This window comes from Novosphingobium sp. HNCC26BN242 (assembly GCF_057180525.1).
The window spans coordinates 1,031,927-1,046,013 of the sequence record NZ_JBXUGM010000001.1 but is presented as its reverse complement, the minus strand read 5'-3'; the positions used below and the strand labels follow the sequence as shown (position 1 = coordinate 1,046,013).

Sequence of the window (14,087 nt, the reverse complement as noted above, 5' to 3'; positions counted from 1 at the left end):
GAGACGCGGAGAAAGAAGATGAGACGCAGAGAAATTCAGTCAGGCGTATAGTCGTTTACCACTCGGCGGATCCCGTCCTTGAGGGTTGCCTCGGAAAAGTTAAGCAGCAGCCCGACGGGCTGCTTTAACAATCTCAGGTAAGTCAGCAACTGCTTCGCATGAGCCTTGCTCAACTGTTCAACCGCCTTGATTTCAAGCACCAGTCTGTCGTCAACCAGCATGTCGACCTTGAAGGCGGGATCGTAAATAGCCCCGTCGAAGATAGCCTTGACCTGAACTTGGCGGTCAACCTTCAAACCGCGTTGGCGCAACCGCCCTGTCAGGACTGACTCGTAAACCGACTCATAGAGACCCGGCCCAACTCCCTGTGGATGCCAATCGCTTCTTCAAGAACGACCGAACACAACTCATCAATCAAGAGCAAAGGCCCCTCCGCGTCTTTTCTTTCTTCTCCGCGTCTCTGCGTGAAACAGAAAAATCAGAACTCCAGCGGCCCTGCCAGTTCCTTCACCTGCCATGGCAAGCCATGCTTGTTCAGCATGTCCATGTAGGGATCGGGATCGAACTGTTCCATGTTGAACACGCCCTCACCCGACCAGATTCCCTGCACCATCATCGCCGCGCCGATCATCGCCGGAACGCCGGTGGTGTAGCTGACGGCCTGATTGCCGGTTTCGGCATAAGCGTCTTCGTGATCGCAGATGTTGTAGATGTAGAAGGTCTTTTCCACCCCGTCCTTCAGGCCAGTGGCGATATCACCAATGTTGGTCTTGCCCTTCGTGGTGGCACCCAGCGAGGCAGGCTCGGGCAGCACGGCTTTCAGGAACTGCAGCGGGATGATTTCCTGCCCGTTGTAGATCACCGGATCGATCCGCGTCATGCCCACGTTCTGCAGCACGGTCAGGTGCGTGATATAGGCATCGCCGAAGGTCATCCAGAAGCGGATGCGCTCGATCTCGGGCAGGTGATGTGCGAGGCTTTCGAGTTCCTCGTGATACATCAGGTACATGTTCTTCGGGCCAACAGCCTCGAAATCGAACTGCTGGCGGATGGTCAGCGCGGGCGTTTCGACCCACTCGCCGTTCAGATAGTGGCGCGCAGGCGCGGTCACTTCGCGGATGTTAATTTCCGGGTTGAAGTTAGTGGCAAAATGCTGCCCATGATCGCCGCCGTTGCAATCGAGAATGTCGAGCGTGCGGATCGTGTCGAGCTTGTGCTTGCGCAGCCATGTGGCGAAGACGCTGGTGACGCCGGGATCGAAGCCCGAGCCCAGCAGCGCCATCAGGCCCGCTTCCTTGAACCGCTCCTGATAGGCCCACTGCCACGAATATTCGAACTCGGCCTTGTCGATCGGCTCGTAATTCGCGGTATCCATGTAGTTGACGCCCGCAGCAAGGCAGGCATCCATGATGTTGAGATCCTGATAGGGCAGCGCGAGGTTTACAACGAGGACGGGCTTCACCTCGTTGATCAGCGCGGTGGTGGCGGCAACATCATCTGCGTCGATCTGGTAGGTGTCGATGGTAACGCCGGTGCGCTCTTTCACCGACGCGGCGATGGCATCGCATTTGCTCTTGGTGCGGCTGGCCAGCGCAATGCCACTGAAGATATCCGAATTCATCGCCATCTTGTGGACCGCGACCGAGCCGACGCCGCCTGCGCCGATGACGAGAACTTTTGCCATGCTAACTCCAATGCCTTTTTGCGCGCCCACGCGATGCAGCGCGGGACAATCATGGCGGGGGGCTTTAGAGGAGTGGCATGACAAACCCAAGTCCTTCTGTTGATCAGCGCGCACCAACGCGCGATGGCGTGCTGCGCGCTGCTGACAAGATCGCGGCGCTGCTGCCGCAAACGCCGGTAATGCCGCTGGAATTGCCGAACGGGGACACGGTGTGGTGCAAGGTGGAAAGCCTGCAGCCGGTGGGCGCGTTCAAGATCCGCGGAGCATGGCACCGCCTGTCAGACCTGACCGAAGCTGAGCGCGCGATGGGCGTGGTCGCAGTCTCTAGCGGCAATCATGCACAAGGCGTAGCATGGGCGGCGCGCAGGCTGGGCATTGCGGCAAAAATCGTGATGCCCAACGATGCCCCAGCGGTGAAGCTTGCCGCCACCCGCGCGCTGGGGGCAGACGTCGTGCTCTATGACCGGCCCGGTGGGGAGGATCGTGACGAGGTGGCCCGTCGGCTGACGTCTGAAAACGGCGCAACGCTGGTCCATGCTTATGGTGATCCTTGGGTGATCGAAGGTCAGGGTAGCTGCGGCGTGGAACTTGCTGCACAGATGGAATGCCTTGCTGGTGGCTTGCCGACCCGCGTGGTCACGCCCTGCGGCGGGGGTGGCTTGGCTGCAGGCCTCGCACTCGCTTTGCCCAAGGCCGAGATCGTGCCGGTGGAGCCTGAAGGCTGGGACGATGTGGCCCGCAGCCTTGCCAGCGGCATTATCCAGCGCGTGGCCACTGGCGCGCCCAAGACCGCCTGCGATGCCTTGCAAACGCCCGCCACTTTCCCGATCAACTTCGCGGTCATGACGTCACGCAGCATGCAGGGCGTCAGCGTTTCTGAAGCCGAAGTGCGCGCCGCGCAACGCTATGCCTTTTCGCACCTGCGGCTCGTGATCGAGCCGGCCGGCGCAGCGGCGCTGGCCGCGATTCTTGGCGGAAAGGTTGCGACCGATGGCCGCACCGCCGTGATCCTGTCTGGTGGCAACGTCGATCCTGCAGCCTTTGCTGCGGTCATTTCAGAGGCTTGATCGCACATCTTACAATCTGCGGACAATCCGCGCCAATCTGCCACACAGGCGCAATGGTCACGTTCTAGTCGAACTCCCGAACATTCTTTCCGGGGGTCATTCACATGCTGGAACGTGCCCGTTCCCATCCGATCACGCGTTCTGTTGTCCGCCGGGGTTCCGGCATGGCCAACCGCATGCTCGACCACGCCTTTGCGCTGGCCTTTCGCGGCCTCGTCTATGCGCAAATCTGGGAAGACCCCGATGTTGACATAAAGGCGCTGCAGATCCGGCCCGACAGCCGGATCATTGCCATCGCCAGCGGCGGCTGCAACGTCCTGTCCTATCTCACGGCTAACCCCGAAGCGATCACGGCGGTAGACCTTAACACAGCACACATCGCGCTGAACAAACTCAAGCTGGCCTCAGCGCAGCATCTGCCCGATCACGCCCACTTCCGCCGCTTCTTTGCCGAAGCCGACAGCGCCGCGAACATTGCCGCCTACCGCGCGCACATCTTGCCGCACCTTGATGAAACCACCCGCCGCTATTGGGAAGGCCGCGATCTTTCGGGCCGTCGCCGGATCAGCGGCTTTTCCAGCAACATCTACAAGCGCGGACTGCTCGGCAACTTCATCGGCGTCGCCCATCTGCTGGCGCGGCTCTACAAGATCGACCTCTCGACGATCCTTTCGGCGCGCGATCTGGATGAACAGCGGCGGGTGTTCGAGCGTGAGATGGCCCCGGTCTTCGACAAACGCTTCGTGCGCTGGCTGACCGATCAGCCCGCATCGCTGTTTGGCCTCGGCATTCCGCCTGCACAGTTCGATGCGCTCGCCGGGAATGAGCCCATGGCCGAAGTCCTGCGCCGCCGCCTTGAGAAGCTGGCCTGCGATTTCCCGGTCGAGGACAACTACTTCGCATGGCAGGCTTTCGGGCGTGGCTATGGCCGGGGTGACCGCTGCCCGCTGCCGCCCTATCTGCAGGCGGACAACTGGCAGGCCGTGCGCGACCGGGCAAGCCGCGTGGACGTGCGCCACGCCAATCTGACCGAACACCTGACCGCCCAGCCCGACGCCTGTCTTGATCGTTACGTCCTGCTCGATGCGCAGGACTGGATGACCGACGACCAGCTGAATGCTTTGTGGACCCAGATCACCCGCACCGCCCGCCCCGGCGCGCGCGTGCTGTTCCGCACCGCTGCCGAACCCAGCCTGCTGCCGGGCCGGTTGAGCGATGCACTGCTTGCCCGCTGGCACTATCGCGAGGCACTGTCGGCTGAATGCACGGCGCAGGATCGCTCATCGATCTATGGCGGCGTGCACCTCTACGAGCTGGCCTGACCATGGCCTCCCTTGCCCCGTCGTCCCCGCATGGCGCGCTGATGGACGCAGTCTATCGCCGCCAAAAGCACATCTATGACGCCACGCGGAAGTATTACCTGTTCGGGCGCGATGGGCTGATTGCCGGGCTGGAAGCTGGTCCCGGCATGTCCGTGCTGGAGGTTGGCTGCGGCACGGGCCGCAATCTGGATTGCATTGCCCGTGCATGGCCCGACGCGCACCTTCACGGCCTCGACATTTCGGACGAGATGCTCTCGGTCGCGCGCGGGCGGCTCGGGCCGGAGTGCCAACTGGCGCGCGGCGATGCCACGGATTTCGACGCCACCGCCCTGTTTGGCCGTGGCAGCTTTGATCGCATCGTCATTTCCTATGCGCTGTCGATGATCCCGCAGTGGCAGTTGACGCTCGGCCATGCTGCCAGCTTGCTGGCACCGGGCGGCTCGCTGCACGTGGTCGATTTCGGAGACTTCAGCGGGCTGCCGCGCCCCTTGCGTTCGCTGATGCACGGATGGCTCGCGCGCTTTCATGTTACCCCGCGTGAAGACCTGAACGCCGTGGCCGTGCGCATCGCCAGCGACCGGGGCCTGACCTTGCGCACAATGCGTGGGCGTTACGGCTATTTCCGGCGCGTCTCGCTGCGCAGATAAGTTGCATTTGACAATCTAACGCGGCGCCCGCAGTCTCTCACGATAACACTCGGGGGAGAACATCAATGGAAATCGCAAAGATTCTGCAACCTGCCGTCGCGCTGATGGCGTGGACGATGGTGATGTGGCTGTGGATGTATGCCACGCGCATCCCGGCTATGAACGCGGCCAAGCTTGATCCTGACAGTCTAGCCCAAGACCCGACGCGCACGCTCGACGATATCCTACCAGCTACGGTGCAATGGAAAGCCCACAATTACAACCACCTGCACGAAGCGCCGACGCTGTTTTATGCCGTGTGCTTGGTCATCGCTCTGACCGGCCAAGGCAACGGTACCAGCGCTACGGTGGCATGGGGCTATGTGGGCCTGCGGGTGGTCCATTCGATTGTGCAGTCGACCGTGAACAAGGTGATGGTCCGCTTCATCCTGTTCGCACTGTCATCGATCACGCTGATGGCGCTGATCTATCACGCCGCGCGGATCGTGTTTGGCTTCTGACAACCTCCCACAACCCCTGCGCCCCCGCGAAGGCGGGGGCCTCGGTGTTGTTACGGAAGGGTGGCGTAAACGGCCTGCTCCCCCGCGCAAACGGGGGCCTCAGGGGTGTTACGGAACAGCAGCTTAAAACGCCTGAGGTCCCCGCCTTCGCGGGGACGCCGCGATATAATTTTAATCCCGCAAAAACAAACTCGCCAGTTCCACATGCGTTGACCAACGGAATTGCCCAACCGGTCGCAGCTCTGCCAAGCGATAGCCGCCCGCAATCAGCTTCACCGCATCGCGCGCCCAACTGGCGGGGTTGCAGCTGATATAGACCACGCGCGGCACCTTGCTCAGCGCAATCTGCTCCACCTGCTCCTGCGCTCCGGCGCGCGGCGGATCGAGCAGCACGCCTGCAAAGCGATCCAGTTCCTCTACCCGCAGCGGGTTGCGGAACAGATCACGGTGCAGCGAATGCACAGGCAAGCCCCTCATCCGCGCCGAGCTCTGGCAGGCAAGGAAAGGCTCACGCGCCGCTTCCACGGCCAAGACCTTGGTTTCTGGCCCTGCCAGTGCAAAGGCAAATGTGCCCAAGCCTGCAAACAGATCAGCCACCGTAGCCGCGCCGTTCAGCCATTCGCGCGCTGCATTGACCAGTGCGGCTTCGCCATCCTGCGTGGCCTGCAAGAACGCTCCCGGCGGCAGCGATACCGGCACACCGCCCAGCGTCACGGTCACCGGCTCAGGCTCCCACACGCCTTCCGCGCCATAGCCCGAATCCATCGTCAACCGTGCCAGCGCATTATCGCGGGCAAAGTCCAGCAGCGCCTCGGTCTTGGCCAGACCTTCGGCCACCAAGCCTTTCAGCCCCATCGAAACGCCCTGATCGCACATCGCCAGATCGACATCTACCGCCAGCTTCCGGCTGCCCCAGCCCTCCAGCAGCGCGCGCAAAGGCGCGATCAGCGCAAACATCTCGGGCGTCAGCACATGGCATTCGCGCATGTCGATGATCTTGTGCGAGCCTTGTTCGCGAAAGCCGATCACCACGCGCTTGCCGATGGACTGCGCATGGAGGGTGGCCCGGCGGCGTGAGCGCGGCGGCGAAAGGTGCGCAGGCGCGGCATTCACATCCCACAGCTTTTGCCCGGTGGCCCCGCCAACCACGCGGTCATAGACGTAATCGCTGAGTGCGCTTTCGGACAAGTGCTGCAACTGGCACCCGCCGCAGGCCGGGAAGTGGCGGCATGGCGCATCGACATGGTTCGGCCCGCGCACCACCGTGCCATCGGCCTGCAACGTATCGCCGGGAGCGGCCAGTTCCGCATATCTGCCGTCAGCGGTTGCCCCTTCGCCCTTGGCGGCCACGCGCACGATCAATCCGGCTTCACTCATCCAACGCAATCCTTCAAGGCATCCTGCACGGCATGGGCCAATTCACCCGCGGTGAAGGCCGCGCCGCAGCGCCGTGCGGCATCGGCGTGGAGCCATAGGCCTTCCTCCGCCGCGCGCAAGGCCGACCCCGATGGCAAATGCCCATGGACGGCAAGACGGCTGGCAATAGTCCCGGCCAGCACATCCCCGGTGCCCGCCACCGAAAGCCACGATGAAGCGCGTGGTGCGACGATTACCTCACCCGAAGGCGCAGCAACCACGCTGTCCGGCCCTTTCAGCACCACCACCGCGCCCGATCTCGCAGAAAGCGCCAGCGCCCGATCCCGGCGCAGCACCTCGCCGGAAAGGCCAAAGGCGCGCTCCAGCGCCACCATTTCGCCCTCATGCGGCGTCAGCACACATGGCGCGCCGTGCAGCATGTCTGGCCGCAACAGCACCAATGCATCGGCATCCATCACGCATGGCTTGCCCGTATAGAGCGCCTTGGCCAGCAAACGCGAAGCCGCATCCGTTCGCCCCAATCCCGGCCCGATCAGCAGCGCGGCCATGCGCGCATCGCCCAGCAGCGCGTCGATGTCCGCCGTCACAACAAGTTCGGCAGGCACGCCTTGCGGCACAGTCTGTGCCGCCAGTTTTACATAGCCCGCACCCGCCCGCAGCGCTGCTTGCGCTGCCAACAGTGCGGCCCCCGGCATATCCCCGGCGACAATCCCCACCATCCCGCGCCGATATTTGTGCGCATCCGCCGCCGGGGCCGCAATCACCGGCTTGGCCAGCACCCGCGCCGCACCCGGCACTGCCGATATGCCAATGTCCACCAACCGCAGCGCGCCCATTGCCGAACAGGCGGGCATCGCAAAATGCGCATGCTTCCATGCCCCAAGGGCAATGGTCATCGACCAGTCCGCGAGACCATCGTTCAAGGGGCTACCACTGTCGCTCTCGATCCCGCTGGGCACATCGATGGCAATCCGATGCCGGTGGCTTTCCGCCAAACGGCGCAGCAGAGCCGCCAAATCCTCCGGCAACGCCCGCGTCAAGCCGCTGCCGAACAGACAATCGACAAAGACATCGCCCGCGATCTCAGCATCCGTTGATGCGACAACACCGGTATAAAGCGCCCGCGCCGTTCGCGCCGCATTCGTCATCGGCTCGCGTGCGGCGATCACTTGCACGTGGTTGCCGTGTTCGCGCAGGAATTCGGCGATCACCCAGCCATCGCCGCCATTGTTGCCCGGACCGCACAGCACGGTCACCGATCCACGAGCCGCAACACGCCGCACCCACTCACCCGCCCCACGCCCCGCACGTTGCATCAGCGCGTCGACGCTCACGCCCGCTGCCATCAGGCTCTCCTCAGCCGCGCGCATCTGCGCCACGGTCAGGACTTGGTTCAGAATGCGGTCACGGCTTTGGGACATCGGGCTTCATTTGCGCGGGGAAGCGATAGCGATCACCGGCCACGGTCACTTCCAGCACACCTTGCGCAGACCACTCGGCCACAGCCTCGTCCGCGCCATCAGCCGCAATGACGCCGCGCCCATCATCCACCATCTGGAACCGGCGGAACGCGCCATCCTTGTGCCGCACCGTCAGGAATTGCAGAGCCCCGCTGCGCGAATCCTGCACGAAGCAATCGGGCGCAAACTTGGCGGCTCCTGCCAACGCGCAGTCAATCGCCCGGCCCTTTGGCGCTTCTTCGGGCGACGAACAGGCCGTCAAGGCAGCCAAGCCGCCAAGAACAAGCCCGCGCCGCATCACTCAGCGCCAATCTGCGAGATATCGCGCACAGCACCACGTGCCGCGCTGGTGGTCATCGCGGCATAGGCCTTGAGCGCGATGGAAATCTGGCGCGGGCGCGGGGCTGCTGGCTTCCACCCCTTGGCATCCTGCGCCGCGCGGCGCTGCGCGAGCACATCGTCCGATACGGCAAGGTTGATCGTGCGGTTCGGAATGTCGATCTCGATCATGTCGCCGTTTTCAACCAAGCCGATCTCGCCACCTTCGGCCGCTTCGGGCGAGGCATGGCCGATGGACAAGCCCGACGTGCCGCCCGAAAAGCGCCCATCGGTCAACAGCGCACAGGCCGCGCCCAGACCCTTCGACTTGAGGTAGCTGGTGGGGTAGAGCATTTCCTGCATGCCGGGGCCGCCTTTTGGCCCTTCATAGCGGATCACCACCACATCGCCTGCCACGACCTGCCCTGTCAGAACCGCCGTGACGGCTGCATCCTGGCTTTCATAGACCTTGGCAGGCCCGGTGAACTTGAGGATCTTTTCATCCACGCCCGCCGTCTTCACGATGCAGCCTTCGCGCGCGATGTTGCCATAGAGTACGGCGAGCCCACCGTCCTTGCTGAAGGCATGGTCAGCGCTGCGGATCACGCCATTCTCACGGTCGAGATCAAGCTCCTTCCAGCGGCGATCCTGCGAAAACGCCACTTGTGTCGGCACGCCGCCGGGCGCTGCGCGGAAAAACTCCTGCACGCTGGGTGACTTGGTGCGCACAATGTCCCAGCGGTCCAAGGCTTCGGCCAATGTGCGGCTGTGGACAGTCGGCAGGTGCGTGTGGATCAGGCCCGCCCGGTCCAGTTCGCCCAGAATCGCATAGATTCCGCCCGCACGGTGGACGTCTTCCATGTGAACGTCAGACTTGGCCGGGGCGACCTTGGACAAACACGGCACGCGGCGGCTCAGCCGGTCGATATCGGCCATGGTAAAGTTCACGCCCGCCTCGAACGCTGCGGCGAGCAAGTGCAACACGGTATTCGTTGATCCGCCCATCGCAATATCAAGGCACACAGCGTTTTCAAAAGCATCGAAGCTGGCGATGGAGCGCGGCAACACGCTGGCGTCGTCTTCCTCGTAATAGCGCTTGCACAAGTCCACAACCACGCGGCCCGCTTCAAGGAACAGGCGCTTGCGGTCGGCATGCGTCGCCAGAGTCGAACCATTGCCCGGCAGCGAAAGGCCCAGCGCTTCAGTCAAGCAGTTCATCGAATTGGCGGTGAACATGCCGCTGCACGATCCGCAGGTCGGGCAAGCCGAGCGTTCAATCGCGGTCACTTCCTCGTCGGTATACTTGTCATCCGCAGCGGCCACCATCGCATCGACCAGATCGAGCGCAACTTCCTTGCCGTTCAGCACGACCTTGCCCGCTTCCATCGGCCCGCCCGAGACGAACACCACCGGAATGTTGATCCGCATCGCGGCCATCAGCATGCCGGGCGTGATCTTGTCGCAGTTGGAGATGCACACCATCGCATCGGCGCAATGGGCGTTGACCATATATTCCACGCTATCGGCAATCAGATCGCGGCTGGGCAGCGAATAGAGCATGCCGTCGTGGCCCATCGCGATGCCATCATCCACCGCGATGGTATTGAATTCCTTGGCAACCCCACCTGCCGCCTCAATCTCGCGCGCCACCATCTGGCCCAAGTCCTTGAGGTGGACGTGGCCCGGTACGAACTGCGTGAAGCTGTTCACCACTGCGATGATCGGCTTGCCGAAATCCTCGTCCTTCATGCCGGTGGCGCGCCACAATCCGCGCGCGCCCGCCATGTTGCGGCCGTGGGTGGTGGTGCGTGAACGATACGGGGGCATGCTTTGGCTCCAGAATAGTGCGTTTTTTATGGGCGACTTGACTATGCTTGATAGTCGAAGTGCTGCCGTTGTGTCGAAAGTATTAATTACAACTATGTCAGCCCGCCCGCCGGATCATCAGCCGATTGCAACTGCAACCTGATTGGCAATCCGCGCCAGCCGTTCCGACCATTCGGCTTGCCCCACCGCATCGCTGATCAGGTCCTGCCGCACCTCAATCCCCAGATAGGGTCGCCCTTCAACCTCTGCATGGCGGTTCATCGTCGCATTCAGCAGCTTGCCCGAATAAGGCAACTGATCCCCCACGCACAGCCCCTCGGCCTGCAGCAGCGGAATCGCGATCCGGGCAGCGCGGTCATCCTCATTATAAAGCACGCCGACGTGCCATGGGCGCGGCTCGTCGCTCAATGCCAATTGCGGCGTAAAGCTGTGGAGCGACAGGATCAGCGCTTGCGGCACATCAGCCAACAAATCGTCAAGCGCCTCATGGTAAGGCCGAAAGAACCGCGCCAGCCGTGCTTCGTGTCCAGCATCATCCAGCACATTGCCGGGAATGGCGTGCCCGTCGCTGACCGTGGGCACAACCGTGCGCAAATGCTCATCCCGGTTGAAATCGCACACCAGCCGGCTGACCCCGCCCTGAAACGCGGCAATGCCGGGCCGCTGCGCCATTAGCGCGCCCACCTCAGCCACGCCGATATCGACCGCGATGTGCTTAGTAAGCAGCTCAGGCGCAATACCAAGGTCGATATCATCCGGCACGCGGTTCGAGGCATGATCTGAAACGACCAGTACACCGCCAAAGCGCGGCGTCCCGATCAGCGTGAAAGCCTCGCTCACCGCAGCGCCCCTGCCAAAGTCCACCACGCAGCGGGCATCGCCGCCTGCGCCGCATCGCGCTCGTCAACGTTGTCATAGAGCGCAAAACACGTGGCGCCCGAACCTGACATACGCGTCAACCACGCCCCGGTCCGCTGTAAAGCCGCCAACACATCGCCGATTTCTGACACCAGCGCCAGCGCCGGAGCCTCAAGGTCATTGCGCCCGCAAAGCGCCATTTCTCTGAGGTTAGCGCCCTCCATCGGTCCGCGATCGACGCCATCCCAAGCCTTGAACACCGGCCCCGTCGCCAGCGGAATGCGCGGGTTGACCAGCAGCACCGGCGTGCCTGCCAGATCGTTGGCAATGGGCTCAAGCTCGGTACCGGTGCCCCGCCCGATGCAGGCCACGCTCTCGACGCAAGCCGGAACGTCAGCCCCCAGCTTTGCCGCCCGCGCATGCCAGTCGTCGGGCAGGCCAAAGCTGTCGCGCACCAAGCGAAAGATCGCCCCGGCATCCGCCGACCCGCCACCCAGCCCCGCCGCCACTGGCAAGTTCTTCTCAAGAGTAACGGCCCAGCCCGCCCCATGCGGCAGCGCGGAGAGCGCCTTGGCCACGATATTGCCAAACGGATCGTCCAGCACCCCGCCAAACTCGCCCACAACGCGCAACGAATCCGCCGCCGCTGGGCTGGCGCTCAGTTCATCACCCGCATCGACGAACGCAAACAGCGTCTCCAGCTCATGATACCCATCATCCCGCCGCCGTCGCACATGCAGCGCCAGATTGATCTTGGCATAGGCGGTCTCGCGCATCATTCCTCCCCCACCGGGGGAGGGGGACCATCCGCAGGATGGTGGAGGGGCACGCGAGAGTTTTCAGTACGGACCCAGCCAGCACCCGCCAACCGCAATGCCCGCTCCTCACAAACCTGAACAATCCGCCGCACCACCAATTGGATATCCTCAAACACAACCTTCGCCGGAACGCGCAATGTGGCAATACCTTGCGACCGCAGGAAATGCGACTTCACCGAGTCCCGCTTGATCACTTCAGCGGTGTCGTGCCCAAAGCCATCAACTTCAATCGCCAGCCTCACCGCAGCGCAATAGAAGTCGATAACGAATGGGCCCGTCGGATGTTGGCGCCGGAACTTCAAGCCACTGGGCCGCTTTCGCAGTTCACGCCAGAGCAGGCCCTCGGGCAAACTCATTTCGCTCCGCAGCTTGCGGGCGAGTTTGACCGTGCCTTTTGGTCCTGTAATCAGCTTGGCGGTCCTTTCAGTGGAGAGGCTCGGAAAATCTGCACGTGCCCCTCCACCATCCTGCGGATGGTCCCCCTCCCCGTTTCGGGGAGGAATTACACCTCACATATTCGGATAGTTCGGCCCGCCGCCGCCCTCTGGCGTTACCCACTCGATGTTCTGCGTCATGTCCTTGATATCGCAGGTCTTGCAGTGGACGCAGTTCTGGGCGTTGATCTGCAGGCGCGGGTTACCTTCTTCCACACCCACATATTCATACACACCCGCCGGGCAATACCGCGCCTCAGGCCCGGCGTAGATTGGCAGGTTGATCCGCGTCGGTACGGTGGGATCTTTCAGCACCAGATGGCACGGCTGATCTTCCTCGTGGTTGGTATAGGAAAACGCCACGCTGGTGAGACGGTCGAACGTGATCACGCCATCGGGCTTGGGATAAGCAATCGGCCTGAACAGATCGGCGCGCTGCGTGGCCTCGGCGTCCTTGTGGTGCTTCATCGGCTTCCAGATGCCGAAGCCACCGATCGTGCGCAGCCACATGTCAGCACCTGCCAGCACCGTGCCCAGTTCGCCGCCGAACTTGGCCACCAGCGGCTGTGCGTTCTGAACCTGCTTCAGTTCCTTGGCGATCCAGCTTTCGCGCACGGCGGTGTCATATTCCACCATGTCGTCCTTCTCGCGCCCCGCAGCAATTGCCGTCACGATCGCATCGGCGGCCAGCATCCCGCTCTTCATTGCGGTGTGGCTGCCCTTGATGCGCGGCACGTTTACGAAGCCAGCCGAACACCCGATCAATGCGCCGCCGGGGAACGACAGGCGCGGCACTGATTGCCAGCCGCCTTCGTTAATCGCCCGGGCGCCATACGAAACGCGCCGCCCGCCTTCCAGAATCGCCCGGATTTCCGGGTGCTGCTTCCAGCGCTGGAACTCCTCGAACGGATATACATAAGGGTTCGCGTAATCGAGCGCTGTGACAAAGCCCAGCGCCACCTGGTTGTTCGCCTGATGATACAGAAACCCGCCGCCCCACGAATTGCTTTCCGAAAGCGGCCAGCCCTGTGTGTGGATCACGCGGCCCGGCACGTGTTTTTCGGGATCGATGTCCCACAGCTCCTTGATGCCAATGCCATAAACTTGTGGCTGGCAATCGCGCTCAAGATCGAAGTGCGCCTTCAACCGCTTGGTCAGGCTGCCGCGAGCGCCTTCGGCAAACAGCGTGTACTTGGCATGCAGTTCCATGCCGGGCTGATAGTCCGGCTTCTTCTCGCCATCCTTGCCCACGCCCATATCACCGGTGGCAACGCCCATAACCGCGCCGCTTTCGTCAAACAGCACTTCGGCAGCGGGAAAGCCGGGGAAGATTTCCACGCCCAGTTCCATCGCCTGTTCCGAAAGCCAGCGGCACAGATTGCCCAGCGAGCCAGTATAGTTGCCATCGTTCGACATGAACGGAGGCATCGGCCAGTGCGGAATGCTGGTCTTGCCAGACTTGCTCAGTACCCAATGCCAGTTGTCGGTCACCGGCACTTCGGCCATCGGGCAGCCCATCGTGCGCCATTCGGGGAAAAGCTCGTCAAGCGCCTTGGGATCGACCACCGCGCCCGAAAGGATGTGCGCGCCGATTTCCGAACCCTTTTCCAGCACGCAGACCGAAACATCGGGATTGGCCTGCTTCAGCCGGATCGAAGCGGCAAGGCCTGCTGGCCCGCCACCGACGATGACGACGTCATACGGCATCGATTCCCGTTCGCTCATGCCTCGATAACTCCCGACTGATCGCTAATTGCGCATTTGAATTGCGGTTG

General features: G+C 62.6%; 14 protein-coding genes. 4 read left to right on the top strand and 10 right to left on the bottom strand.

Annotated elements, in window-relative coordinates:
• Positions 1–35: 35 nt before the first annotated feature.
• Both AC2A1F_RS04925 and AC2A1F_RS04920 read right to left on the bottom strand, forming a co-directional pair.
• A complete protein-coding gene (locus tag AC2A1F_RS04925) occupies positions 36–311 on the bottom strand; it encodes a GxxExxY protein (RefSeq protein ID WP_484207630.1) in 276 nt (91 codons plus the stop codon).
• Between the two features lie 167 nt (positions 312–478).
• The gene (locus AC2A1F_RS04920; protein ID WP_484207629.1) at positions 479–1,684 is read right to left on the bottom strand and encodes a saccharopine dehydrogenase family protein; all 1,206 of its coding nucleotides are present in this window, start codon (positions 1,682–1,684) and stop codon (positions 479–481) included.
• A 77-nt stretch (positions 1,685–1,761) separates the two neighbouring features.
• Between AC2A1F_RS04920 and AC2A1F_RS04915 the strand changes: the two genes are divergently transcribed.
• The 4 genes from AC2A1F_RS04915 to AC2A1F_RS04900 all read left to right on the top strand — a co-directional run bounded on the left by AC2A1F_RS04915 (position 1,762) and on the right by AC2A1F_RS04900 (position 5,220).
• Positions 1,762–2,751 carry a threonine ammonia-lyase gene (locus tag AC2A1F_RS04915; RefSeq protein WP_484207628.1) on the top strand — a complete coding sequence of 330 codons (990 nt, stop codon included), beginning with the start codon at positions 1,762–1,764 and terminating at the stop codon, positions 2,749–2,751.
• A 164-nt stretch (positions 2,752–2,915) separates the two neighbouring features.
• On the top strand, positions 2,916–4,073 hold the full coding sequence (locus AC2A1F_RS04910; protein WP_484207627.1) for a BtaA family protein: 1,158 nt from the start codon (positions 2,916–2,918) through the stop codon (positions 4,071–4,073).
• A 2-nt stretch (positions 4,074–4,075) separates the two neighbouring features.
• Positions 4,076–4,720, top strand: coding sequence for a class I SAM-dependent methyltransferase (locus AC2A1F_RS04905; RefSeq protein WP_484207626.1), 645 nt, complete (start codon positions 4,076–4,078; stop codon positions 4,718–4,720).
• 65 nt (positions 4,721–4,785) lie between these two features.
• The gene (locus AC2A1F_RS04900; protein WP_484207625.1) at positions 4,786–5,220 is read left to right on the top strand and encodes an MAPEG family protein; all 435 of its coding nucleotides are present in this window, start codon (positions 4,786–4,788) and stop codon (positions 5,218–5,220) included.
• 171 nt (positions 5,221–5,391) lie between these two features.
• Here the strand turns inward: AC2A1F_RS04900 and AC2A1F_RS04895 are convergent, their stop codons facing one another.
• The 8 genes from AC2A1F_RS04895 to AC2A1F_RS04860 form a co-directional block, all read right to left on the bottom strand.
• On the bottom strand, positions 5,392–6,597 hold the full coding sequence (locus tag AC2A1F_RS04895; RefSeq protein WP_484207624.1) for a class I SAM-dependent RNA methyltransferase: 1,206 nt from the start codon (positions 6,595–6,597) through the stop codon (positions 5,392–5,394).
• Entirely contained in the window at positions 6,594–8,018 is a 1,425-nt protein-coding gene (locus tag AC2A1F_RS04890; RefSeq protein WP_484207623.1) for an NAD(P)H-hydrate dehydratase, read from the bottom strand. The genes AC2A1F_RS04895 and AC2A1F_RS04890 overlap by 4 nt, the downstream gene beginning before the upstream one ends.
• On the bottom strand, positions 8,002–8,319 hold the full coding sequence (locus tag AC2A1F_RS04885; protein WP_484207622.1) for a hypothetical protein: 318 nt from the start codon (positions 8,317–8,319) through the stop codon (positions 8,002–8,004). The genes AC2A1F_RS04890 and AC2A1F_RS04885 overlap by 17 nt, the downstream gene beginning before the upstream one ends.
• A gap of 35 nt (positions 8,320–8,354) precedes the next feature.
• Positions 8,355–10,202 (bottom strand): dihydroxy-acid dehydratase, encoded by a 1,848-nt coding sequence (gene ilvD / locus AC2A1F_RS04880; protein ID WP_484207621.1) that lies wholly within the window; start codon positions 10,200–10,202, stop codon positions 8,355–8,357.
• 117 nt (positions 10,203–10,319) lie between these two features.
• The gene (locus AC2A1F_RS04875; protein WP_484207620.1) at positions 10,320–11,042 is read right to left on the bottom strand and encodes an N-formylglutamate amidohydrolase; all 723 of its coding nucleotides are present in this window, start codon (positions 11,040–11,042) and stop codon (positions 10,320–10,322) included.
• A complete protein-coding gene (locus AC2A1F_RS04870; RefSeq protein WP_484207619.1) occupies positions 11,039–11,836 on the bottom strand; it encodes a 4-(cytidine 5'-diphospho)-2-C-methyl-D-erythritol kinase in 798 nt (265 codons plus the stop codon). The genes AC2A1F_RS04875 and AC2A1F_RS04870 overlap by 4 nt, the downstream gene beginning before the upstream one ends.
• On the bottom strand, positions 11,836–12,285 hold the full coding sequence (locus tag AC2A1F_RS04865; RefSeq protein WP_484208171.1) for an endonuclease domain-containing protein: 450 nt from the start codon (positions 12,283–12,285) through the stop codon (positions 11,836–11,838). The genes AC2A1F_RS04870 and AC2A1F_RS04865 overlap by 1 nt, the downstream gene beginning before the upstream one ends.
• A 102-nt stretch (positions 12,286–12,387) precedes the next feature.
• On the bottom strand, positions 12,388–14,037 hold the full coding sequence (locus tag AC2A1F_RS04860) for an electron transfer flavoprotein-ubiquinone oxidoreductase (RefSeq protein ID WP_484207618.1): 1,650 nt from the start codon (positions 14,035–14,037) through the stop codon (positions 12,388–12,390).
• Positions 14,038–14,087: the final 50 nt, after the last annotated feature.

Excerpts from the sequence above, each read along its gene's own strand:
- AC2A1F_RS04920 (WP_484207629.1), bottom strand. The coding sequence starts at position 1,684 with ATGGCAAAAGTTCTCGTCATCGGCGCAGGCGGCGTCGGCTCGGTCGCG.
- AC2A1F_RS04915 (WP_484207628.1), top strand. The coding sequence starts at position 1,762 with ATGACAAACCCAAGTCCTTCTGTTGATCAGCGCGCACCAACGCGCGAT.
- AC2A1F_RS04910 (WP_484207627.1), top strand. The coding sequence starts at position 2,916 with ATGGCCAACCGCATGCTCGACCACGCCTTTGCGCTGGCCTTTCGCGGC.
- AC2A1F_RS04905 (WP_484207626.1), top strand. The coding sequence starts at position 4,076 with ATGGCCTCCCTTGCCCCGTCGTCCCCGCATGGCGCGCTGATGGACGCA.
- AC2A1F_RS04900 (WP_484207625.1), top strand. The coding sequence starts at position 4,786 with ATGGAAATCGCAAAGATTCTGCAACCTGCCGTCGCGCTGATGGCGTGG.
- AC2A1F_RS04895 (WP_484207624.1), bottom strand. The coding sequence starts at position 6,597 with ATGAGTGAAGCCGGATTGATCGTGCGCGTGGCCGCCAAGGGCGAAGGG.
- AC2A1F_RS04890 (WP_484207623.1), bottom strand. The coding sequence starts at position 8,018 with ATGTCCCAAAGCCGTGACCGCATTCTGAACCAAGTCCTGACCGTGGCG.
- ilvD (WP_484207621.1), bottom strand. The coding sequence starts at position 10,202 with ATGCCCCCGTATCGTTCACGCACCACCACCCACGGCCGCAACATGGCG.
- AC2A1F_RS04870 (WP_484207619.1), bottom strand. The coding sequence starts at position 11,836 with ATGCGCGAGACCGCCTATGCCAAGATCAATCTGGCGCTGCATGTGCGA.
- AC2A1F_RS04860 (WP_484207618.1), bottom strand. The coding sequence starts at position 14,037 with ATGAGCGAACGGGAATCGATGCCGTATGACGTCGTCATCGTCGGTGGC.